The 20,958-nt window shown below is 61.1% G+C and carries 20 protein-coding genes; 4 read left to right on the top strand and 16 right to left on the bottom strand.

The annotated features are described in order from the left end of the window. Positions 1-4: 4 nt before the first annotated feature. Both GSM73_RS07910 and GSM73_RS07905 read right to left on the bottom strand, forming a co-directional pair. The gene (locus GSM73_RS07910) at positions 5-811 is read right to left on the bottom strand and encodes an ABC transporter substrate-binding protein (protein ID WP_139049813.1); all 807 of its coding nucleotides are present in this window, start codon (positions 809-811) and stop codon (positions 5-7) included. Positions 812-887: 76 nt separating this feature from the next. Next, positions 888-1,556 (bottom strand): GntR family transcriptional regulator, encoded by a 669-nt coding sequence (locus GSM73_RS07905; RefSeq protein WP_160892082.1) that lies wholly within the window; start codon positions 1,554-1,556, stop codon positions 888-890. Between GSM73_RS07905 and GSM73_RS07900 the strand changes: the two genes are divergently transcribed. Then, positions 1,555-1,740, top strand: a complete 186-nt coding sequence (locus GSM73_RS07900) for a hypothetical protein (protein ID WP_160892080.1) — start codon at positions 1,555-1,557, stop codon at positions 1,738-1,740. The genes GSM73_RS07905 and GSM73_RS07900 overlap by 2 nt on opposite strands. Positions 1,741-1,770: 30 nt before the next feature. Here the strand turns inward: GSM73_RS07900 and GSM73_RS07895 are convergent, their stop codons facing one another. The 10 genes from GSM73_RS07895 to GSM73_RS07850 all read right to left on the bottom strand — a co-directional run bounded on the left by GSM73_RS07895 (position 1,771) and on the right by GSM73_RS07850 (position 12,045). Beyond that, on the bottom strand, positions 1,771-2,709 hold the full coding sequence (locus GSM73_RS07895; RefSeq protein WP_160892078.1) for a helix-turn-helix domain-containing protein: 939 nt from the start codon (positions 2,707-2,709) through the stop codon (positions 1,771-1,773). A 79-nt stretch (positions 2,710-2,788) separates the two neighbouring features. After that, entirely contained in the window at positions 2,789-3,553 is a 765-nt protein-coding gene (locus GSM73_RS07890) for a 2-keto-4-pentenoate hydratase (RefSeq protein WP_160892076.1), read from the bottom strand. Continuing rightward, on the bottom strand, positions 3,550-5,157 hold the full coding sequence (locus GSM73_RS07885; protein ID WP_160892074.1) for a bifunctional 3-(3-hydroxy-phenyl)propionate/3-hydroxycinnamic acid hydroxylase: 1,608 nt from the start codon (positions 5,155-5,157) through the stop codon (positions 3,550-3,552). The genes GSM73_RS07890 and GSM73_RS07885 overlap by 4 nt, the downstream gene beginning before the upstream one ends. Before the next feature lie 2 nt (positions 5,158-5,159). Beyond that, positions 5,160-6,023: an alpha/beta fold hydrolase gene (locus GSM73_RS07880; protein WP_139049807.1), complete on the bottom strand. Its 864-nt coding sequence runs from the start codon at positions 6,021-6,023 to the stop codon at positions 5,160-5,162. A 27-nt stretch (positions 6,024-6,050) separates the two neighbouring features. Continuing rightward, the gene (locus tag GSM73_RS07875; RefSeq protein ID WP_160892072.1) at positions 6,051-6,653 is read right to left on the bottom strand and encodes an amino acid synthesis family protein; all 603 of its coding nucleotides are present in this window, start codon (positions 6,651-6,653) and stop codon (positions 6,051-6,053) included. A 14-nt stretch (positions 6,654-6,667) separates the two neighbouring features. Next, positions 6,668-7,117, bottom strand: coding sequence for a VOC family protein (locus GSM73_RS07870; protein WP_139049805.1), 450 nt, complete (start codon positions 7,115-7,117; stop codon positions 6,668-6,670). An 11-nt stretch (positions 7,118-7,128) separates the two neighbouring features. Further along, the gene (locus tag GSM73_RS07865) at positions 7,129-8,169 is read right to left on the bottom strand and encodes a YCF48-related protein (protein ID WP_160892070.1); all 1,041 of its coding nucleotides are present in this window, start codon (positions 8,167-8,169) and stop codon (positions 7,129-7,131) included. A gap of 12 nt (positions 8,170-8,181) precedes the next feature. Continuing rightward, positions 8,182-8,976, bottom strand: a complete 795-nt coding sequence (locus GSM73_RS07860) for an SDR family NAD(P)-dependent oxidoreductase (protein WP_139049803.1) — start codon at positions 8,974-8,976, stop codon at positions 8,182-8,184. Positions 8,977-9,002: 26 nt separating this feature from the next. Further along, the gene (locus tag GSM73_RS07855; RefSeq protein WP_139049802.1) at positions 9,003-10,493 is read right to left on the bottom strand and encodes an aldehyde dehydrogenase family protein; all 1,491 of its coding nucleotides are present in this window, start codon (positions 10,491-10,493) and stop codon (positions 9,003-9,005) included. Positions 10,494-10,503: 10 nt separating this feature from the next. Continuing rightward, on the bottom strand, positions 10,504-12,045 hold the full coding sequence (locus tag GSM73_RS07850) for an acetolactate synthase large subunit (protein WP_139049801.1): 1,542 nt from the start codon (positions 12,043-12,045) through the stop codon (positions 10,504-10,506). 48 nt (positions 12,046-12,093) lie between these two features. Between GSM73_RS07850 and GSM73_RS07845 the strand changes: the two genes are divergently transcribed. Together GSM73_RS07845 and GSM73_RS07840 are read left to right on the top strand one after the other, a co-directional pair. Next, positions 12,094-12,321, top strand: coding sequence for a hypothetical protein (locus tag GSM73_RS07845; RefSeq protein WP_160892068.1), 228 nt, complete (start codon positions 12,094-12,096; stop codon positions 12,319-12,321). Next, complete coding sequence (locus GSM73_RS07840) at positions 12,318-13,070, top strand: IclR family transcriptional regulator (RefSeq protein ID WP_139049799.1); 753 nt, start codon at positions 12,318-12,320, stop codon at positions 13,068-13,070. The genes GSM73_RS07845 and GSM73_RS07840 overlap by 4 nt, the downstream gene beginning before the upstream one ends. 192 nt (positions 13,071-13,262) lie before the next feature. Here GSM73_RS07840 and GSM73_RS07835 read toward each other — a convergent pair whose 3' ends face one another. From GSM73_RS07835 to GSM73_RS07820, 4 genes are all read right to left on the bottom strand, one after another. Continuing rightward, positions 13,263-14,588, bottom strand: a complete 1,326-nt coding sequence (locus tag GSM73_RS07835; RefSeq protein WP_160892066.1) for a hypothetical protein — start codon at positions 14,586-14,588, stop codon at positions 13,263-13,265. A gap of 82 nt (positions 14,589-14,670) precedes the next feature. Further along, positions 14,671-16,020 (bottom strand): aminotransferase class III-fold pyridoxal phosphate-dependent enzyme, encoded by a 1,350-nt coding sequence (locus GSM73_RS07830; RefSeq protein ID WP_160892064.1) that lies wholly within the window; start codon positions 16,018-16,020, stop codon positions 14,671-14,673. Positions 16,021-16,031: 11 nt separating this feature from the next. Continuing rightward, positions 16,032-17,453, bottom strand: coding sequence for an aldehyde dehydrogenase family protein (locus tag GSM73_RS07825; RefSeq protein WP_160892062.1), 1,422 nt, complete (start codon positions 17,451-17,453; stop codon positions 16,032-16,034). Between the two features lie 84 nt (positions 17,454-17,537). Beyond that, on the bottom strand, positions 17,538-18,986 hold the full coding sequence (locus tag GSM73_RS07820; RefSeq protein WP_160892060.1) for an APC family permease: 1,449 nt from the start codon (positions 18,984-18,986) through the stop codon (positions 17,538-17,540). Positions 18,987-19,484: 498 nt separating this feature from the next. Here GSM73_RS07820 and GSM73_RS07815 point away from each other — a divergent pair. Continuing rightward, positions 19,485-20,958 (top strand): methyl-accepting chemotaxis protein (locus GSM73_RS07815; RefSeq protein ID WP_256676777.1); only part of this gene is annotated, 1,474 nt, incomplete at its 3' end.

Genomic DNA, 20,958 nt, shown 5'->3' with positions numbered 1-20,958 from the left:
CACCTCAATCAAGAGTGTCACTGGCGACATGCCATTTGCTGAGCAGTTGGCTGTAGCTGCCATCACTGCGCATGTCGTTGATCACCTGCTGCACTGCGGCGCTCAGTTGCGTGTCGTCCTTGCGAATACCCAGTCCGGTAAGAATCCGGCTGAAGGCAGGCACCCCTTCCTCAAACAAATCGGGGGCCATGGTGGCGTAATAACCGGCGGTTTCCACCGTGGTGCCGTAGGCATCGACCTGGCTGATGCGCAAGGCCTGGAATGCATCGGTGTCGGTGTTGTAGACCACCAGTTTCATTCCAGGCTTGCCAGCCTTGGTCAGCGCTTCATTCTCGGCGTCGAGCAGCGTCTTGATGGTGGAGCCATTGAGCACCGCAACTTTATGCCCGGACAGGTCCGACAGCGTCTTGATTGCCTTCGGATTACCCTTGGGCACGACCACCGCCTGGCTGGAGTACATGTAGTTGACGATATCGATCACCTCACGGCGCTCGGGCTTGTCAAACAACTGGTCGACGATCATGTCGCACTGCTTGGCGAGCAAAGCAGGGAGCAGCCCGGAAAAGGGAATCACCCGCCACTCGACTTTCTTGTCGCCCAGCCGCTTGGCGATTTCCAGGCCCAGGTCAACGGTCAAGCCCCTGGGTTTCTGCGCTTCATCGAAGGACACCAGGGGCGGCGAATCCATGCCTGAGCAATAGACGAGTTTTTCGACCTTGAGCAAGCGCTCCGGAACAACGGGCGCGGCAACCGCCCACTGAGCACAGAATCCCAAGGATAGGGCGGCAACCAACAGGCGAGGCTTATGCATGACCAGACACTCCAGTTCAGTTAGTAACGGGCAGTACTCAAAGTCAAAACAACGGCAGGCTCGGGGCCCGCACTGGTTATTTTTTCGATTGCAGAAATCGGATCAACTCAGGAACGGTGCCTTCGATGTGCGCACGCACCACTGCCTCGGCCTTATCGGCGTCGCCAGTACGAATCGCCTCGAGAATCACCGCGTGTTCCTGGCGCGCACTCAGAGGTTTTTCCACGTGCTCAAGCCATAGGCGCATGGGCGCCTCGATCAGGGAATAGAGGGCACTGATCTGCTTCAGCAACCGGGGACGACCGCTGAGGCTGCACAGGTATTCATGAAAGGCGCGATGCCGGCTGACCCACTCGGCGCTTTCCTCGCGGTAATCGTCCATCTCGTCCAGCAGACGCTCCAAGGCTGCCAATTGGCGCTCGCCTATCCTGGCTACCGCGACACGGATCGCCAGGCCTTCGAGGACGCTGCGCATCTCGAAGACTTCGTGCAGCTCATCGATATCCAGGCCACTGACAACGGCCCCGCGATTGGGCCTGAGGGTCACCAGGCCCTGGGCGTCCAATCGACGGAACGCCTCGCGCACCGGCATCCGGCTCATACCGATCTCGCTGGCGATGTCTTCAGCGATCAGCCGGTCACCCTTGCGGAATCGACCGCCGCAAATGGCATCCAGCAGGAAGTTGTAAGCCTCCTCCTCGGCCGTCATCGGCGGGCGCTCAACATAACTCGGAGCGAATTGCATGGCAGCACCTTTTGAATTTTTGTATCCAATTATCCATGAATTCAAAAAAGCAGAATGCGTGCCAACTGAATGGATCGATGTGCAAGTGATTGATTTGAAGGAAAGGGTCTTGCTATGGGGCGTGCATGGGCCCGGCGTCAATTGGGTAGAGGTGCTACCAAATGGCTCAAGCGACGCCCATTAGTGTGCACAGTGGTAGCCAGGTAACACTCAATCATCCAGCCCTGGGAGTGTCCGAAGGTGACTCACCAAACAGCGCTCGGTAATGAGCGGCGAAGTGGCTCAGATGGAAGAAGCCCATGGCAACGGCGATCTCACCGACATTCAGCGTGGTCGCACGGGTCGTGATCAAGCGCCGCCGTACGGCATTGAGCCTCAAGTTACGCAGGTACTCGACCGGACGCATCCCGGTTACCGCCTGGAAACTGTTCTGCAGGGTCCGGCGACTCACCCGTAATTGCTCGCACAGATCAAGAATGCTCAGCGATGTGTCACCACTGTCTACGACCAGTTCCTGGCAACGTTTGACCAGATAGGCACTGACAGCGACGTTGCCGCGACGGCCACGAACCTCGTCAGAGGCGTGACTGAACAGATCGAGGAATGCGTTAAGCAGCACCTCCTCCAACATTTTTTCCGAGGCTGGAGAGATGGCGTCCGCTTGTTCCAGAAGGTGACGGAACAACGGATGGATCCTTTGCTGCACGCTCAGCAACACCGCCTCATCCACGCTGATCTGCGATTCGCTTTTCAAACGCTTGAGCTGTTCGCCCGACAATTCGTAAGCCGCCAGTTTGGCGAAACGAACAGTGTCGACGTTGACCGCAAAGAAGTGCGTACCTTCCGGGGCATGCAAGACAAAGTCCTCTCCATCTCGCAGCAGCACCACACTGTGGGCGCCCACCTGATGCCCTTGGACCACCGGCGCGCTGCCCAGCGACATGGCAATGCACAATCGCCCTTTTGGTGCGCAACCTCGCTGCACCACACGTTTATCCAACACTTCCTGGAAAATCTGAAAACGGTCGGCGCAAATCTGTCGCAGCTCACTGGAAAGACATCCACGACCAAGCTGGTCATAGACCTGTTGCCAGCCCAGGATGGAACCGGCGTGTTGCTGGGGATCATTGAAGGTACGGACTTCGGCGAGCATGGTCATCGTTCCTCAGAGGCGCTGTTCTTATTGTCGGCCTGTCTTAAGTGGCTCGATCCTCCCTGACGATGGCTGGGGTTTATGCCTGGAAAGCCAAAGCCAGTTCCGTGCCAAGCATATGCAACCGGTACTCGCCCGCCTGGATAGCCATGGGTGGCAACAACGCTCCGGACAGCACGACCTGACCCGCTTCAACACATTGCCCGTCGGCCAGCAGGCGCCGGATTAGCCAGCACAGGTTTGTCTGGGGCGTGTCCTCGCGCGCCAGGGCATCGCCTTCGCCGCAGGGCGCCCCGTCGCATTCCAGCCGATAGGTCACGTGGGCCAATAGCTCAGGATGAAACCTGATCCGCGAGCCAAGGCAATAAAGCCCCGCGGCGGCATTGTCGGCAAGAAACGCCCCGACACCGAAACGCCAGCCCTGCCAGCGACAATCGGCAATCTCGAACGCCGGCGCGACCTCAGACACGGCGGCCAGAATGTCCTCGTCGCTGTAGAAACCTGACTCCAGGGTACGCCCCAGGACAAATGCCAACTCGATTTCCAGCTTGGGCTGGATCAGCCGTGCAAGCGGCACCGTACTGCCGGGCTCCACCGCCATGGCATCGGTCAGCCCGCCCAATACCGGTTCATCAATACCGAAACGGTCCTGGGCGGCGCGGCCAGCGAAGGCCACCTTCCATCCGGTCAACTGCTCACCAGCGACCTGGCGTCGGCGCAATGCCTCGCGCTGCAAAGTGTAGCCCGCCGACAGGTCGAAGGCCTGAAGCTCCAACGAAGGCAAGGCGTGTACGGCCTGTGCGGCATCATGAAGCCGGACCAGCAGATCATCTTCGCGTCTCATGAGAGTTGCTCCGCCAGTTTGCGCAACACGCCTTCGAGCCGCTCGGGTGTGGTGATCGCGGCGACAAAACGATCCGGCCGCACTACCACGATGCAGTCACGCACCTTGGCAAACCACTCGCCCAGGCGGTTATCAACGTCCTCGACGCAAAGGGCACCATTGGCAGACAAGGGTTGGTTGCGCCCCACGCCACTGCGCGAACGATTGATCTGGATGAAGCGCGTGTCCCAGCGCGCCCAATAGGCAGCGGTTTGCTCGCTGAGCGGTTCGCTCGGATTGACCCGATACCCCAGCACCGCATAGGAATGCCCCAACACCTCGTCCAGACGCCGGCGCTGGCCCTGGGCATCTTCGATAGAGGGTTGGATGAACAACTGCCCGACCAGATCATCCTCATGCAGCTCGGCGCGCTCGTGATACACCAGGCCTTTGGTGATGGTCGCCTTGGGTTTGAACTTGAACTCCAACAAGTGCGAACGCAGGTTGTCGACGCTGTTGACGGCCTGGAACAACCAGTCCCGGACACCGGCCATCAGCGGGTTGGTCAGCCCCAGGACGGCGCCCATGTTGTCGGCCAACGCGATGAGATCGGTCGCATGCCCACGGCGTTCCTGATCGTAACTGGCAAGAATCGCCGGCGACGCTCGCCCTTGGAGAATCGCCGCAAGCTTCCAAGTGACGTTGGCGACATCTCGCAAGCCCGAATTGAGCCCCTGCCCGGCCCATGGCGGGGAAATATGCGCCGCATCCCCCACCAGTGCCACCCGGCCCTGGACAAAGCGCGCCGCGACCCGGGAGTTATGGGTGTAGGCGCGGATCCGGATGATTTCCAGTTGATCGACCGCATCGCCGATATGCCCACGGATCAAGTCCCGGATCGTTGCCTCCTCGCACATCCTGGTCTCGTCTTCGCCCTCCAGGAGCATGAACTCCCAGCGCCGTTGCTGATATGGCAGGTAGATGCAGACAAAGGGCCGCTGAGGGTCGGCATGCAGGGCCGTATAAGGTGCATCCAGGGTGTCGTTGGCCGTGTCGATCACCACCCATTTGCGTGGATGAGTCAGCCCCAGCAATTCGATACCGAGCTTCTTGCGCACGCTGGAACGTCCGCCATCGGCGCCGATCACGTACTGCGCCTGCAATTGATAGAGCTCGCCCCCGGCATCGCGCACCTGCAAGGTCACGCCCTCGGCATCCTGCTCCAGGTCGAGCATTTCATGGCCCTGGCGCAACTCGACACTGGCGTGCTTGCCCAATTGTTCGCGCAACGTCGTTTCAAGCAACTGTTGCATGAAGATATTGCGCATCGGCCAGCCATAGTTTGCCGTGCTCGGCTTGACCTCGGCAAAACAGACGCCTCGCGCATTGTAGTAACGCAAGGGCACGTTGCAGATCATGTCGCGCGCGGCCAACTCGGCGATGCCGATGCCCTGCAACACACGCAGCGCCTCGTCATCCATGCCCACCGCGCGCGGATACGGCAGGACGCCGTCAGCCAATTCAAGGACGACGCAGTCGACTCCGTACAGCCCCATGTAATGGGCAGCCGTGATCCCGTTCGGGCCGCCACCCACGATGACAACCTGGGTTTTCTCCTGCTTCATCGCTATTCACCGCTTTGTTGTTGTGGTTGTAGGCGTTGGTCGTACAAATAATCCATGACGACAAGGTTGAACATTTCGCTCTGGTCATCATGGACGTAATGACTGGCGTCGGCGATTTCCTCTGCCCGCACCCATGGACTGGTCTGTTTGATCGCCTCAAGGGTCGCCAAGGGCAGGAAATCGGAACGCGCGCCTCGAATGAACAGCGTCGGGCAATCCAGTGCCCGTACCGCAGGCCAAAGGTCAGTCGGAGCAATACTCAGGCGCGCCTGGGCAATGCCCTGTTGGTCGTGACGCCATTCGATTCCGGCCAGTGTTTCCTTCATGGAGTACATCAGCCTGGAGGCCAGCCCCTCCAGCGACAGGCCAGGTCGAGCCTGGCGCCAGAATTGCGCGGCACTCTCCCAGTCAGCAAACACCAGCGGTGTCTGGCTCATCTCGCGCCGAATGCGCTCGGCACCATCACCACTGACCGACGAGCCCGGACCGATGTCCTCGATCACCAAGGCTTGCAGTCGGCCCGGATTGAGTCGCGCATACTCCAGTGCATTGGTTCCGCCGAGGGAATGCCCCACCAGGACAAAACGCTGCAGTCCCAAGTGCGCCACCAGATCTTCAAGATCACTGACATAAGCTTCGGTTCGGTAACTGGAGGGATCCGCCCAGTCACTGTAACCGCGACCGCGCTGGTCAAGGGCATAGCAACAGTACTGCTCCCCCAGCGCATTAGCCAGGCCATCCCAGGTCTGGGCATAGGAGCGCAGCCCGTGCAACAACACCACCGCGATGCCCGACGGGTTGCCCCACGACAGATAGTGCAGGCGCATCTGCGAGCGATTGGTGAAGAAGTGGCTGTTTGCAGACATTCGTTTGGTCTCCACGGTCAACCCACCTCAATGCAGGCCATCATTGCCCTTGATGTCGGCAGCCTGGAGACCACCCAGGCGCGCATGCAAACGCCCGCGAGTGGCGAAGGCCCAGATGATGATCAACTCGTCCGCCGAGGGGCCATCACCGAACGAAAGCGAAATGCTGTCGTAGTGCGAGCGGACATACAGCGCATCCTTATGGGCCAGCGGGACATCGATGGTCACGCCAGGCCCGCCACGCTTGCCCGTGGAAGGCACCCAGGATTTGCCACCGCCCAATGCCACCCGAATCGGATCCGCTGCTGGATTGGTGAGCAGTGCATTGCCATGTTCGTACTCGCCCTGGCAGCCCACCAGACACGCCTTGCCATAACTGACAATCTCACGCTGGCCAGCCAGTGCCTGGATGCGACGACCAAACTCCTGCCCCAACAAAGGTGATGGCTCGACCAACTCGGCCAGGCTTTCGCTGTAGCGCCCGGCATAGGGATTGGCGATCACGGCGCCAATGGCGTATTTGAACAACGGTTCACCGTCGGCCAACTGGCCACTTTCGTTGGCCAGGGTTTCCTCGACGAAGCTATACCATTTGCGGATGTGGTAACTGGCGAAATTTGCGGTTTTCATCGGACAGGTCTCTTTCAAAGTGGGTCGAGATCAAAATTTCGGCTGGGCGCTCCGGCAGCCTTGAAACGGGCCTTGCCTCGCGCGTCGTCATGTTCGGTCTCGAGAAAAAATTCCATGCGATTGCCATCGGGGTCGTTGAAGTACACGCCGTTACCGATTTCGTGATCGGTGATCTTCACCACCTCAACCCCTTTGGCAAGCAACATGCCGTAGAGCTGGCGCAGGGTAGTCATGTCGCCGGCGATTTCCAGCCCGTAGTGCTGCAAGCCCAGGCCGCCCTGATGGGCCCCCGGCTCTGCGCGGATCAAAGCGATATCGTGATGCTTGGCACCAAACGCCATCATGACCCAGCTATCACCCCGGGCGCTTTCGTGCATACCCAGAACATCGGCGTACCAACGTGCCGAGGTTTCAGGGTCGCTGACAAACAGCGACAGGTGAGTTCGAACGACCTCGATTTTCATCGTGCGATACCTCAGTTCTGTTTGACGATGGATTGATGCCCGGACTTGATCTGCGCCACGGCGGGCGTCCAGAGCACATCAGCAATTTCACTGAACTCACGCCACTGCTTCTGCCAGCCGTCCCCACCGTTCTCGGAGGTGAACAGGTGTCCGTATTTGGTCCCGGCAACGATCTGACGAGGGTTGCCAGGGTTGAAGGCAATGGCCCAGACACACGAGTTGGGTTGTTGTGACAGCGGCAGCACCTCCCAGCTGAGGGCCGCATCCCGAGAGATGAGTACCTTGCTGGTCGTGCCAGGCGTACCGTCGGAAATACTCAGGTAGAGGGTGCTTTCACTGCCCAGCGGTGCGTTCATGGCGCGCACGTAGTACAGGCCGAATGTTTCCCGGGCAATGATGCCAGTCCAGGTTTGCCCTTCATCGAGGCTGCGGTAAACGGCGTTGACGCACACCACCACGATGACCTTCTGGCCATGGTTGGGCAGGACCAGGATGTTGTGGACGTCCGAGTTGAAGTCCCACAGCAGCCGATCATCGACACGGGTCCAGGAATCACCGCCATCACGGCTGTGGAACAACCCGCCCTCCTCCAGGCCGAACCAGAGCTGGTCGCGATCAGTCGGGTCATAAGCGAAAGCCAGCAAGCGCGGCCGACTGACACCTTCGCAGAACTCCGGAATATCCACCGGCGCGCGCTCCCAGCTCAGGCCGGCGTCGAGGGTGCGCCACAGCATGGCGCGCGAAGGTGCACCAGTACCGACGAAGATGCGCTGCGCATCCTGTGGATCCACTGCAACCTTCCAGACGGTCTGCCCGTTGAATGGCGAATCCACTCGCTGCCAATGGCCTCCGGTGTCATGACTGACACACAGGCCGACGTCGGTCCCGGCATAGATCACTTCAGGCGCATCGGGATGAACGCTCAGGGATCGAGTGATTGCATCAAACTCCAGATCCTGTCCCAGACCCAGGCGATGCCAGGTATGACCATCGTCGGCGCTGCGGATCACCGCTTGTCCCACAGTGGCGACCAAAAGGGTTCCGTTACTCATCACTGTTGCTCCTCAAATGAAGATGCCACGGGTCAGGCCGCCATCGATACCGATGGACTCTCCCGTCACGGCGCCCGCCTTGGGCGACGCCAGGAAACCGATCAGCCAGCCCATTTCGATGGGCGCCAACGTGCGGCGGATCGGCGTTGCGTCGATGTAGCCCTGCTCCACCTGTTCCGGCGTCTTGCCCTGCTTGACGCCTTCGCGCTCGTACAACTCCTGGATGTGCGGGGTGTCCACCACACCGGGGTGAATCAGGTTGACGGTGATGCCCGAAGGGCCCAGTTGATCGGAGAGCGTTTTGGTCATGTGGGCGATGGCCAGGTTGCGCATGCCCGAAAGGACCTTGCTGCCGCGCCCGGTCAAGCCACCGATGTTGATGATGCGACCAAAGCCCCCGGCCTTCATGTGCGGGGTCACCGCCTTGGCACACCGGAAATACCCGATCACCTTGGTGTTGAGGTCGGAGAGCAGTTCATCGTCGCCCGCATGTTCAATGTCATTGCGCACCACGCCGGACGGTGCGGCGGCGCCGTTGACCAGGATGTCGATGCGGCCAAAGTGCTTGTGGGCGGCCTCCACCATGTCGGACACGGCCGACATCTGGTTGGTGTCACAGAACAGCGGCAGCACTTCGTTGCCGGTCTGTGCGCTGATTTCTTCGGCGGCCTGCTGGAGATACTCCATGCGCCGCGCACAGATCACCACCTTGCATCCCTCCTGGGACAGAAAACGCGCGACTTCCTTGCCGATGCCCATACCACCGCCCGTGACGATCGCCACGCGGCCTTGCAATTCCAGATCCATAGCAGTTCCTCTTGTGATTGTTCGGCTCATGCGAGATCGACGAAGACACTTTTGGTTTCGGTGTAGGCATCGATCACGTTCTTACCCATTTCCCGGCCCCATCCGGATTGTTTGTAACCACCAAACGGCGAGGCCGGGTCTACGACGTTCCAGCAATTGATCCACACCGATCCGGCCTTCAGTTGTGCCGCCACGCGATGGGCTGAACGCAAGTCGCGGGTCCACAGACCGGCCGCCAGGCCGTAGGGCGAGTCGTTGGCGCGCAGCACCAGTTCATCGATTTCGGTCCAGCTCATGACGGTCAGCACAGGGCCGAAGATTTCTTCCCGGGCGACACAGGCGCGCTCGGCGCGGTCGAGAAACACGCTGGGGCGGATGAAGTGGCCGCGCTCCAGATGGGCCGGCCGGTCGCCGCCGCAAATCAGTTCGGCACCTTCTTCCTGGCCCCGTTGCAGGTAGCCACGCACCGTGCCCAACTGCCGGGCCGAGACCAGCGGGCCCATGCTGCTGGCCGGATCCAGCCCTGGCCCCAGCACATGGGCGGCGGCATGGCGCTGGAGTTCTTCAAGTACCTGGTCAAGAACACTGGCGTGCACATACAGGCGCGAGCCGGCGGTGCAGACCTGGCCCTGGTTGTAGAAAATGCCATCGGCGGCGCCTTTGGCCGCACGGACGATATCGGCGTCCGGCAAGATGATGTTGGGCGACTTGCCCCCCAGCTCCAGGGACACTTTCTTCATGTTGCCGGTGGCCGCCTGGGCAATCAGCCGCCCCACCTGGGTCGAGCCGGTGAAGGCGATCTTGTCCACGTCCGGGTGCTGGGCCAGCGGTCCGCCGGTATGCACGCCCAGGCCGGTGATCAGGTTGACCACCCCGGCCGGAAAACCAGCGGCTTCGATCAGTTGCACCAGGCGAATCGCAACCAGAGGCGTCTGTTCGGCGGGCTTGAGTACCGCGACACAGCCGGTCGCCAACACCGGACCGAGCTTCCACACGCACATGGTCAACGGGAAGTTCCACGGCACGATCAACGCGCAGACACCCACCGGCTCACGCAAGGTGTAATTGAGCATCGGCGCGCCACTGGAGGGCGATACCGGGAGCGTGCTGCCTTCGATCTTGGTCGGCCAGCCAGCGAAGTAACGGATGATGTTGGCCGCGCTGGCCGCTTCACCCCGGGCCGCGGCGATCGGCTTGCCGTTTTCCAGGGTGATCAGTTGCGCCAGCTCCTCGCGGTGCTGGTCGAGCAGTTCAGCCAGACGAAACAACAGCAGGCCGCGCTGGGCCGGCGACTGCTGCGCCCAAGTCCCCGTAAAGGCCGCGCGGGCGGCAGCGACGGCGGCATCCACATCGCGTTCGCCGCCTTCGGCAACTTCAGCGAGGGTGTGTTCAGTGGCCGGGTTCTCCACGGCAAACCGGCGACCATTGGCGGCGTCCTGCCAGGTGCCGCCGATAAACAGGCGCCCAGGTTGTGACAGGAATTGTTCGACGGCAGGTAACAATTGGATCTGACTCATAGCTCCTCCTTTACAGCGCCATTTCAATCAGGCACGGACCGCCATCGGCCTTGGCGTTGGCCAGGGCGCGCTGCAATTCAGCATTGGTGTGTACGGTGCTGGCCGGCAGGCCGTAGCCTTTGGCCAGGGCTTTCCAATCGATGCGAGGACGGTCCAGCACCGTCAGGCTCAGGGCCTCAGGGCCCAGCTCGGTCATACCAAAGCGGCGCAACTCGTTCTGCAGGATCGCGTAGCGATGGTTGGCGGCAATCAGAATCACCACCGGCAGTTGCTCCCGGGCAATACTCCACAAAGTCTGGATGGTGTACTGGGCACTGCCGTCCGATTGCAGGCAGAACACCGTATTGCCGCGCTCCGCCAGGGCGGCGCCAAATCCCACCGGGATGCCTTGGCCGATGGCCCCACCGGTGTTGGTCAACACCCGATGCCGTGCGGCATGGGCCGAAGCGGTGAAGAACGGATAACCGCAGGTCCCACCCTCCACGGAGACGATGCAATCGTCCGGCAGCGAGGCGGCCAACACCTGCCCGATCGACTGCGGCGTCAGCTCGGCACTGCCCGCTGGTAGCTCGATAGCCCGCGACGTGGGCACATAAGCCGGAGCCTCAAGCGCATCAGCCAGCGCAGTGAGCGCACCCGCAACGTCGTCCCCTACTTCTGCCAGGTAAAGCAGGCGATCACGTTCCGCCAGGCGCGAAGGAATGCCTTCGTAACCGAAGTAACTGATCGGATCCGGGACCCCGGCGCAAACCACGGCGTCGTATTGGTCAAGGATCTCAATGGCAACCTCGGGGAAATACGGCAAGCGATCCAGATCAGGCAAACCACCACCGCGATAGCTCAGGCGCGGAAAGGTTTCGGCGAACATCCGCACACCCGGCAGTTGGGCCAAACGCCCCGCCGCTTCGAGGCCAGCGACGGACAAGCCCTGATCACCCACGATAAACACCAGGCGCTGGCCATTGCGCAGTGCCTGGGCCACGGCTTCGATCCGGTCACCGGCAAAACGACGAACCGGGGCCTGCAACGCGGTGAAGGCGCGCTCGCGCTCCACCTCGTTGGCTTGCAAGTCCATCGGCAGGATCAGGCTGGAAATCTGCCCCTTGGCTTGCCAGGCCGCACGCACGGCTTCCTGGAAATCTTCCCCCACACCTGACGCGGTGCGCGATGTGCGCACCCACCCGGAAACACTCCCGGCCAGCGCCTGGATATCACTGGCCAGCGGCGGATCGTAATTGACGTGCCATGACGCGTGATCGCCGATGACATTAACGATCGGGGTATTGGCGCGACGGGCGTTGTGCAGGTTGGCAATACCATTGGCAAAGCCAGGCCCCAGGTGGGTCAGGGTCATCGCCGGCTTGCCGGCAATCCGGCCGTAGCCGTCCGCAGCACCGGTGCATACCCCCTCGAACAAGGACAACACCGGCTTGAGGGCAGGTGCGCTGGCCATGGCGGCCACCAAGGGGATTTCGGTCGTTCCGGGATTGGCGAAGCAGTATTCGATACCGCTCGCCACCGCCGCCTTCACTATCAGTTGCGCACCATTCATTTCCAGCCCTCTCGCTCGAGCGTTTGCAGTGGCTGAGATTTATCACACATGAAGATCGACAAAACAAGCTGTTTTTCTGCATTAAAATCATATTTTGAGATTAATGCAGTTTTTATCAGATCAAAATATTGGAAATCCATTCATATTTCTCAAGCAATGGATTACCGTGACAAGGCGCTCCTGAGCGAGCACGCGGGCTTTTCATCACCGCCGCGGCTACCTATAGTGCTCACCCAACGCCCCCTACGCGCCATTCCCCCTTTAGGAGCGAAATGAGCAGTCTGAGCAAAATGCTGAGTGTCCTGGACCTGTTCGGCCCGGCCACACTGAAGATCGACCCCGATACCATCGCCGAGCGCATGGGCCTGTCACGGGCGACCGTGTACCGCTACGTCAAGGACTTGTGCGATGCCGGCCTGCTGGTGCGGGTGGATGCCGGCAGCTACGGCCTGGGGCCACGCATCATTGAGCTGGACTGGATGATGCGCCAGTACGACCCGATCCTGGTGGCAGGCCGCGAGCTGATGCACGAGCTGTCCGAAGCCACCGGCCTGGCGGTGTTCGCCAGCGTTTTCTACGACGGGCGCATCATCAACACCTACATCGCCGAACCCAGTGACACCTATCAGTTTTCATTCGGCCGCGGCCAACCGCTGCCGTTTTTTCGCGGTGCGCAATCCAAGGTGTTGATCGCCTTCCAGAAGGGTCGGCGCCTGCAACGCCTGTTCGAAGAACACCTGGCCCACGACCCCGACAGCGGCCATGACTGGACAAGCTTCTCCAAGGCCGCGAAAAAGATCCGCAAAGACGGCTATTGCATGACCCACGACGAACTCAACCTGGGGCTCACCGGTATCGCAGCGCCGATCTTCAACCCGGAGCTCGACGAAGTGGTGGGCAGCCTTTCGGCCGTGGGCAGCACCGACAGTTTCAAGCTACTGCGCCAGGAAACCGTGGTTGAAATGGTGATGGACACCACCCGGAGGATTGCCGAGCGGATGCAACATCCGCCTGCAGTCGGCTAAAAGCCAGGCGCGGCTCACTAAAGGGAAACGATGCCTCTGTGGCGAGGGGATTTATCCCCGCTGGGCTGCGCAGCAGTCCTAAAAGCCAAACAACTCGGTGTGTCAGATAGATTGAGTTGGCTGTATGGGGCTACTGCGCAGCCTAGCGGGGATAAATCCCCTCGCCACAGGGTTTACCGAACAACCCCTGTTTCAGAACGGCACGGCCACACTCACCTGGCTGTACACGTTAGTGCCATTGCCTGTCACTTGATTGCCCCCCGTCGTGGCGTCCCGATCCGGTTTGTAGAGACCTATCAGCGGCGTGACGATCAAGTGCTCATTGACGACCCACTCGGCATAAACATCCAGCTCACGGGCGTCGAGGTTGAGGGCATTGCTTTTACGCACTGTGTTGTAGTCGAAGTACAACGCACCGAGGGTCAGGTTTTCCAATGGTGTGGCCTTCAGACCGACATGGTGGACCCCCGTATTGCTGTTGAAGGGCCCGGCATAGTTACCCGCGACTTCGCCCTGGAACCAGGTGCCATAGCCGGTACTTTGCCCGGTGAACAATGAGTCCCACTTCTGCGAATAGCGGGTGTAGCGATAGGTCAGCTTCGGCGCCCAGGCAACGCTTGCAAAGGTATATCCGGCCTCGGCGTACCAGGCCTTCTCAGGTCCGGCGTCCTTGTCTTGCCAGGCGTATTCAAATGCCAGGCTGGCATTTTCGATACCCGCATCGCCTTCACCGCGAATGCTGTAGACATCCATACCCTTGCGCTGCTTCTGGAAATCGCTGGCCCAGCGGTCATTAACGTCGATGCCGTGTATCCACGTCAGGCCCAACGTACCGGCCTTGGCGGTGTAATCCAGCGTAGCGGCGGTGAGTTCGGTTTCGGCCTGGGCGCGGTTATCGGACTTGAGCCACGCCACGCTGCCATGCATGCCGTCCTGCCCACCCAGACGCAGAACGGCGGTTTGATCGAACGCGTGCCGAGCCGCCAGGTAATAGGCGCCCCCTCGATTCAAGCGGCCATCGGCAGGCCCCTTGCCCAGGTTTGGCCCGTCATCGTTGATCAGGAAACCTCGCCCCACCTTGACCACCTGGCGTCCGCCAGAGATATCGACACCGTCCTGTCCCAACGCGGGAAAAAGATCCGCGGAACGCCAGCCCAGGTAAGCGTCTTCAATCTTCGTCGTGCGCTCGCTCCCAAGCGTATTCCCGGAAGGGTCGCCATCGCCCCAAGTAGCGGAACTGACCAGGCTGAACGCACCGTAGGCGATGCCCCGGCCGGCCAGGCCCTGGTCGCCGCTGACGCCATACTTGATGAAGCCTTCGCGCCAGGTTGAACCGCCGGGCCTGCCGTCGTAGTTCTTGCGACTGTTGAAATGACCGAACACCGCCAGCATGTCGGCGTTGAGGTGAGTGTCTTCATCGGCATACAACTCATAGGCCTGAACCTGACTCGTGGCACAAAGCGCCAGCGTACAGGCAAGGCCACTGCCGAAAAAATCCATACGCGATAGAGACCGCATGGCTGGAGCTCCCTTGTGGTGCGCCTTTGAAGGCTGTCTTTGTATTCAGGAGCCGGCGCAAGACACTGCGCCGGCGAACAGGCTAGCGGCAGTCGGCGAGCGCACCGTCCAACGCGCCGACCATAAGGGCGGCCTCGTCGCTGGTGAGGGTCAGCGGTGGCGACATCACGATTTTGTTGCCGATCGGGCGCACCAGTACGCCGGCCCGGCGCGCCTGCTCGGCAATGCGCGAGGCCAGGCCGTTGGCCGGGTCAAGCGGCTCGCGCGTAACCTTGTCCGCCACCAGGTCCACGGCAATCATCAAGCCCTTGCCACGCACTTCACCCACCACCGCATAACGCTCGGTCAGCGGTTGTAGTTGCTCCAGCAACTGGGCACCGACTTTTCCGGCATTGCCCGGCAGGTCCTCGGCTTCGACAATATCCAGTACCGCCAGGGCCGCGGCACACGCGGTTGGATGACCGCTGTAGGTGTAGCCGTGCATGATCACACTGCTGAAGCCCGGGCCATTCTCGATGGCATCGACCATGCGCTGGTTGAAGACCGTGGCGCCCATGGGGATGTAGCCGGCAGTGATGCCCTTGGCCAGGCACAGTACGTCGGGCGCGACACCCCAGCCACGACTGCCGAGCATGCAGCCGGTGCGGCCGAAGCCGGTCACCACTTCATCGGCGATCAACAGGATGCCGTGGCGATCGCAGACTTCGCGCAGCTGCTTCCAGTAGTGTGCGGGCGGCACGATCACGCCGCCGGCGCCTTGTACCGGTTCGGCAATCAGCGCGGCAATGGTCTGTGGCCCAAGCAACGCGATCTGGTCTTCCAACTGGCGAATGCAATGAGCGGTCAACTCTTGCGGATCGCGACAGTCCCAGGGGTTGCGGTACAGCCAGGGCGTATCGAGCAGATGACAGCCGGCCAATAGTGGCCCGTGGTTGTAGTGATAGACCCCATTGCCGCCCACCGATGTACCGCCCACGTGCACGCCATGGTAGCCATTGCGCAACGACAGAAAGCGCGTGCGCCCTGGCTCGCCGCTGGCAATCCAGTATTGGCGGGCCATTTTCAGTGCCGTCTCGACCGCATCGGAACCGCCGGAACTGAACAACACCCGCGCCATGTTCTCCTGGGCGAACATCGACGTCAGTCGCTCGGCCAGATCGAACACCCGGGGATGGGCAATGCCGTCGAAGGTCTGGTAATAAGCCAGCTCGTCCAGTTGCGCAGCGATGGCCGCTTTCACTGAAGCCCGGTTATGGCCCACGTTCACGTTCCACAGGCCGCCGACACCATCGAGCATGCGATGGCCCTCGATATCGGTGATGTAGTTACCGTCGCCACGGGCGATGATCAACGTTTTGGAGCGATTGGCTGGCGCCGCAGAGCTCATCGGGTGCCAGAACTTCTTCTGTGCTGTCTTGTATTGCTCGTACATGGTTGCAGTCCTCATTCTGTTTCACGCTTGCGTACGTACAGCAGTTGCTGGCCAGTAAATTCCAGCAACCCTTCAAGGCCGAACTCGACACCGAATCCGGACATCTTGCTGCCGCCAAATGGCGTATTGGGCTGAATTTGTGCATGGCAATTCACCCAGGCCACGCCGCTTTCAAGACGACTGGCCAATGCCTGTGCCTGCTCGACATCGGGGCCCCAGACCGACCCGCCCAACCCCATGTCGCTGGCATTGGCGCGACGCAGGACGTCCCCGACATCCTGGTAGGCAATCAGGGGCAGCACCGGACCGAACTGTTCTTCGTCCACCAGTCGGTGTCCGTCGGTCACGTCGGCGACCAGGGTCGGCGGATAGAAAAAGCCCGGTCGGTCCAGGCGGGCACCGCCGCACAACACCCGCGCCCCATGGGCACGGGCATCCGCCACCAGTTCCTCCACCAGCGCTAGCTGTTCGAGGTTCTGCACCGGTCCAAACGTGACCCCAGGCGCCAAACCATCCCCTACCACCTGACGCCGAGCGATCAGGGCCAGGGCCTCGGCAAAGGCCTCGTACTGGGATTGGTGGATGTACAAACGCTTGAGGGCGGCGCAGGTCTGCCCCATGTTCAGGAAGGCCGCCTGGAAAATGTCATCGGCGACCTCCTCGACCGGCGTGCCGGGCAGCACGATGGCGGCATCGTTACCGCCCAGCTCCAGGGTCAGACGCTTGAGGTTGCTGGCGGCGCCGCGCATCACGCTTTGGCCGGTGGCGGTCGAGCCGGTGAAGACAATCTTCTGGATACCGGCGTGCGCGGTGATCGCACTGCCGAACCCTTGCTCACCGGTCACGCTATTGATCACGCCCCGAGGCACATGGCGCGCGATGATCTCCACCAGGCGCAGGGTGCTCAACGGGGTCAGGCTGGACGGCTTGCTGATCACGCAGTTGCCGGCACGCAGCGCCGGCATGATGTGCCAGACGGCAATCATGAACGGCCAGTTCCAGGGCGTGATCGACGCGACGACACCCAACGGCTTGCGGTGCAGTTCAATGCGCTGGCTCAGGGTTTCTTCCACCAGCTCCACGGGGATCTGCTGCTCGGCGGTGTAGCGCGTCCAGGCCACCGCGCCCATCACTTCAAAGAGCGCCAGTTCCAGCGGCTTGCCCTGCTCCAGAACAATCAGTCGGGCCAACGACTCGGCGTCCTGCTCGATCTGCGCCGCGATGCTCAGCAGGCGCTGGCGGCGGTCTTCGTGGGTGCTGTGGCGCCACTCGACAAAGGCCGACTGCGCCGCTTCGACGGCAAGGTCCAGCTGGGCCAGGGAACCGGCCGAGCACCGGGCGAACACCGTACCGGTCGCCGGATTGACCACATCGAAGTGACCGTTATCGCCGTCGACCCCGGCCCCATTGATGAGCATTTGATAATCGTGCATGACACCTTCCTTTCACGCGCTGTCAGACCGTCCCGAACGACAGCGCAGTTGTTTTTTGTGGGGTTTGACGATGTCGCGGACGCCCTAGAGCTTGTGGCTGCCCAGCGCCATGAACCGCTCGGGCGAGGCCTTGCGCAATCGGGCGGCGAGGAACACGCCGACGATCAGTGCGGCGGGAATGATCGCGCAAAGACCGTAGGACAAGAGCTGGCTGGCGCCGGTCAGCACGTCGAAATGAATCACTGCAAGGACCAGGACCGCCACCAATGCCAGGCACGAAAAACCCGGCAGAATCCGACCGCGCCAGAGTCCCAGCTTCAGTTCCGGGTGCGCGCGGAAATAGACAAATACCGCTGCAGAGGTCAGGGCCATGAGCAAGATCACGCACAGCGTCGCCAGATTGGAAAACCAAGCGAACAACTGAAGGATCGGATCGGCATCCAGCGCGGCGAAGATCAGCACCACCACCGCCGCGATCAGGCTTTGCAGGACTGAGCCCATGTGCGGACTCTGGTGCACGCGATGGGTGGTGCCCAACCGGCTGTGCAGCAAACCGTCACGCCCGATGGCATAGAAGTAACGCGCCGCGGCGTTGTGGAACGCCAACAGCCCAGCGTAGATGCTGACCATGAACAGCACGCGGATGATCTGGGTCAGGTGCGGGCCGACAAAATGATCGGACATGCCATAGATGAACGTGGTCGGATCCTGCAGTGCCTGCAAGGTCGGCACGATCTTGTCGGCCCCTACGCCAATCACCATCGCCCAGACCGACAGGGCATAGAAAGCACCGATCAGCAGCACCGAGCTGTAGGTTGCGATGGGTATCGTACGGTGCGGATTCTTGGCCTCTTCGCCATAGATAGTCGTGGCCTCGAAGCCGATAAACGCTGCAAAGCAGAACAGCAAGCCGATGGACGGCGTACCACTGAACACATGGCTGCGGTCGAAGGAATCGAGATTGATACCGCTGTCACCACCGGTTTTCAGAATGGCGAAATCCAGCGTCAGGATCGCCAGGTACTCGGCAATGACCACTACCGACAGCACCCGCGCCGACAGGTCGATCTTGCGATAACCCAGAATAGCAATGCTCGCCATCGCCAGGAGCGAATACGTCCACCACGGCAAATCCAGGCCAAAGACGCTGGCCATCGTGCCGCTGACCACGCCGCCGAACATGCCGTACAGGCCGACCTGGAGAATGTTGTAGGCAAACATCGCCAGCACCCCCGCCGCACCACCGGCCAAGCCACCCAAACCGCGAGCGGTGAACGCATAGAATCCACCGGCGTTGGTCATGTGCCGGGACATGGCGGTGTAGCCCACCGAGAAGGCCAGTAACACCAGTAGCGCCAGGATCAGCAAAGCCGGTGTGCCGGCGCCATTTCCTAGCATGATGCCAATGGGGAAACCGCCGGCGATGACGCTCAAGGGGCTCGCCGCCGAAATCACAAAGAAAATAATGAAGCCAACGCCCAGGGCGCCTCGCTTCAGCTCCGTCGAGCTGCTGATCGGGAAAGACACACTCATTTCTCTTGACCTTATTGTATGAGGCAGTCGCTGTAGGATCGGGGCGCGGCCAGCTTCACCGCTGTCCAGATGCTTATTGTTTTGGTTGCACGCTGGATTCGATGCTAGGCCCTTGCCAAAACCCTTCGCTATCCCAAAACGGCAGCATCCGAAGCCGCGCCCTAAAACAGGTCAGCCCATTAAGGCCGACGACATACCTGTGGCAAGGGGATTTATCCCCGCTGGGGCGCGAAGCGGCCCTAATACAAGCAACCCGATGTATCTGACAGAGTGAGTTGACTGCTTAGGGGGGCGGCTGCGCAGCCCAGCGGGGATAAATCCCCTCGCCACAGGTATGTCATTGCCCCAAGTGAACCGCATTAGCCCCATGCCGGAGCACAACGGCTGCCGATTCGGGATAACGGGCAGGCGCTTCCTGCCGCAAGATAACCTCGCCCACCGTTCAGACAGCGCTGGGCCCAAAACAATAAAAGCCCCCACGCGCAGGAAAACTTCAGCATGTTCTTCGCTCGTCTCTCTATCCAATGGCGGATCACGCTCCTGAGTGGGCTGTGCCTGCTGGCCGTCGTCGGGGCATTGACCGGTGCCTCCCTGTATCAGAACCAGCAAGGCGCCACGCTGCTCAAGCAGCAAAGCAGTCAACTACTGGGGCGCTCGGCCCTGGAAGGCCTGCAGGCACAGGCTCTGGCCCATGGTCAGCGGGTGGAGCGCTTTTTCAGCGAAACAGCGATCTATGGGGAAGGTTTCGCCCAACAGGTCCTGCAACTGCGCGCCCAGGCGTGGAACGGGCGACTGACGCCAGCGCAGTTGCGCCGGGACCTGATCGCCACGACCCGCCAGGCCCTTCAGAATCGTGAAAAGGTCCTCGGCCTCTACGTGGTGCTGCTTCCTGACGCGCTGGTCGGTGAAGATGCCGGTTTCATTAGCCAACGCGATCTGGCCGGCAATGAAAAAGGTCGCTTTGCCCTGTACTGGTCGCAAAGCCAACCCGGCCATCTGGTGCAAGAGGTGCTCAGCGAAGCCCAGATCAGCGCCAACACCGCACCACCGGGCAGCGAGCCGGCCAACGCCTGGTACGTCTGCCCACAGACCCAGGGGCGCACCTGCATAACAGAGCCCTACGCAATTGAGGTCGAAGGCCAGAAGACGTTGATGAGCAGCATCTCCATACCGCTGCTGGACCAGGGCAAAGTCATCGGTGTCGTCGGCATGGACATCAGCCTCGATACCCTTCAGCAACTCGCCGCCAGCCTTGCAAACGACTTGTACCCCGGTCACAGCGAAATCAACATTCTTTCCCCATCCGGGCAAATTGCCGGCCACAGCGGCGCGGTTGACGGCACCTCGGTCGACGTTCGGCAAGCCGTGCAAACCGTTCCCGCCAATGCGCCCTGGCAATTGCAGATACGCGTGCCTGAAACGCTTGTACAAGCGCCAGCCCTGCACATGCAGGCCCAGTTGGACGACAAGCATCGCCAGGCCAACTGGTTCAACCTCAGCCTGGGATTGCTGGCTGCCGGCTTGGGACTGTTGCTCATCTGGCTCACCGCTTACGGCGTGACCCGGCCGCTGCTGAGGGTGGCGCATATGCTTGATGCGATTGTCGAAGGCGACGGTGACCTTACCCAGCGCTTGCCCAACGACCGTCACGATGAATTGGGCCATCTGGCACAGGGCTTCAACCGCTTTCTCGACAAGTTGCAGCCCATTATCCGCGATATCCAGCAAGCCTCCCTGGACACCCGCAACACCGCCGATACGTCGGCGCAGGTGGCCCGGGCAGTCAGTGCGGGGATGCATACGCAGTACCGGGAAGTCGAACTGGCAGCGACCGCCCTGCATGAAATGAGCACCAGCGCCCAGGAAGTAGCCCGTCATTCCCACCAGGCCGCTGATGCCGCCGCCGTCGCCGAAAACGCAAGTCGATCGGGACGGGAATTGTTCGCCAACGCGGTCAACAGCATCGACAGCC

The sequence above is a fragment of the Pseudomonas sp. PICF6 genome, assembly GCF_009831705.1.
GTDB classification, from domain to species: Bacteria; Pseudomonadota; Gammaproteobacteria; order Pseudomonadales; family Pseudomonadaceae; genus Aquipseudomonas; species Aquipseudomonas rhizophila.
Note: the sequence above shows the minus strand (reverse complement) of the source record. Positions and strands in the feature narration are given on the sequence as shown.

Bases quoted from the DNA above. Each gene is read 5' to 3' on its own strand.
- GSM73_RS07830 (WP_160892064.1), bottom strand. From the start codon at position 16,020: ATGTACGAGCAATACAAGACAGCACAGAAGAAGTTCTGGCACCCGATG.
- GSM73_RS07840 (WP_139049799.1), top strand. From the start codon at position 12,318: ATGAGCAGTCTGAGCAAAATGCTGAGTGTCCTGGACCTGTTCGGCCCG.
- GSM73_RS07900 (WP_160892080.1), top strand. From the start codon at position 1,555: ATGGCAGCACCTTTTGAATTTTTGTATCCAATTATCCATGAATTCAAA.
- GSM73_RS07865 (WP_160892070.1), bottom strand. From the start codon at position 8,169: ATGAGTAACGGAACCCTTTTGGTCGCCACTGTGGGACAAGCGGTGATC.
- GSM73_RS07875 (WP_160892072.1), bottom strand. From the start codon at position 6,653: ATGAAAACCGCAAATTTCGCCAGTTACCACATCCGCAAATGGTATAGC.
- GSM73_RS07825 (WP_160892062.1), bottom strand. From the start codon at position 17,453: ATGCACGATTATCAAATGCTCATCAATGGGGCCGGGGTCGACGGCGAT.
- GSM73_RS07905 (WP_160892082.1), bottom strand. From the start codon at position 1,556: ATGCAATTCGCTCCGAGTTATGTTGAGCGCCCGCCGATGACGGCCGAG.
- GSM73_RS07870 (WP_139049805.1), bottom strand. From the start codon at position 7,117: ATGAAAATCGAGGTCGTTCGAACTCACCTGTCGCTGTTTGTCAGCGAC.
- GSM73_RS07890 (WP_160892076.1), bottom strand. From the start codon at position 3,553: ATGAGACGCGAAGATGATCTGCTGGTCCGGCTTCATGATGCCGCACAG.
- GSM73_RS07885 (WP_160892074.1), bottom strand. From the start codon at position 5,157: ATGAAGCAGGAGAAAACCCAGGTTGTCATCGTGGGTGGCGGCCCGAAC.
- GSM73_RS07895 (WP_160892078.1), bottom strand. From the start codon at position 2,709: ATGCTCGCCGAAGTCCGTACCTTCAATGATCCCCAGCAACACGCCGGT.
- GSM73_RS07860 (WP_139049803.1), bottom strand. From the start codon at position 8,976: ATGGATCTGGAATTGCAAGGCCGCGTGGCGATCGTCACGGGCGGTGGT.
- GSM73_RS07835 (WP_160892066.1), bottom strand. From the start codon at position 14,588: ATGCGGTCTCTATCGCGTATGGATTTTTTCGGCAGTGGCCTTGCCTGT.
- GSM73_RS07845 (WP_160892068.1), top strand. From the start codon at position 12,094: ATGAAGATCGACAAAACAAGCTGTTTTTCTGCATTAAAATCATATTTT.
- GSM73_RS07910 (WP_139049813.1), bottom strand. From the start codon at position 811: ATGCATAAGCCTCGCCTGTTGGTTGCCGCCCTATCCTTGGGATTCTGT.
- GSM73_RS07855 (WP_139049802.1), bottom strand. From the start codon at position 10,493: ATGAGTCAGATCCAATTGTTACCTGCCGTCGAACAATTCCTGTCACAA.
- GSM73_RS07880 (WP_139049807.1), bottom strand. From the start codon at position 6,023: ATGTCTGCAAACAGCCACTTCTTCACCAATCGCTCGCAGATGCGCCTG.
- GSM73_RS07850 (WP_139049801.1), bottom strand. From the start codon at position 12,045: ATGAATGGTGCGCAACTGATAGTGAAGGCGGCGGTGGCGAGCGGTATC.
- GSM73_RS07820 (WP_160892060.1), bottom strand. From the start codon at position 18,986: ATGAGTGTGTCTTTCCCGATCAGCAGCTCGACGGAGCTGAAGCGAGGC.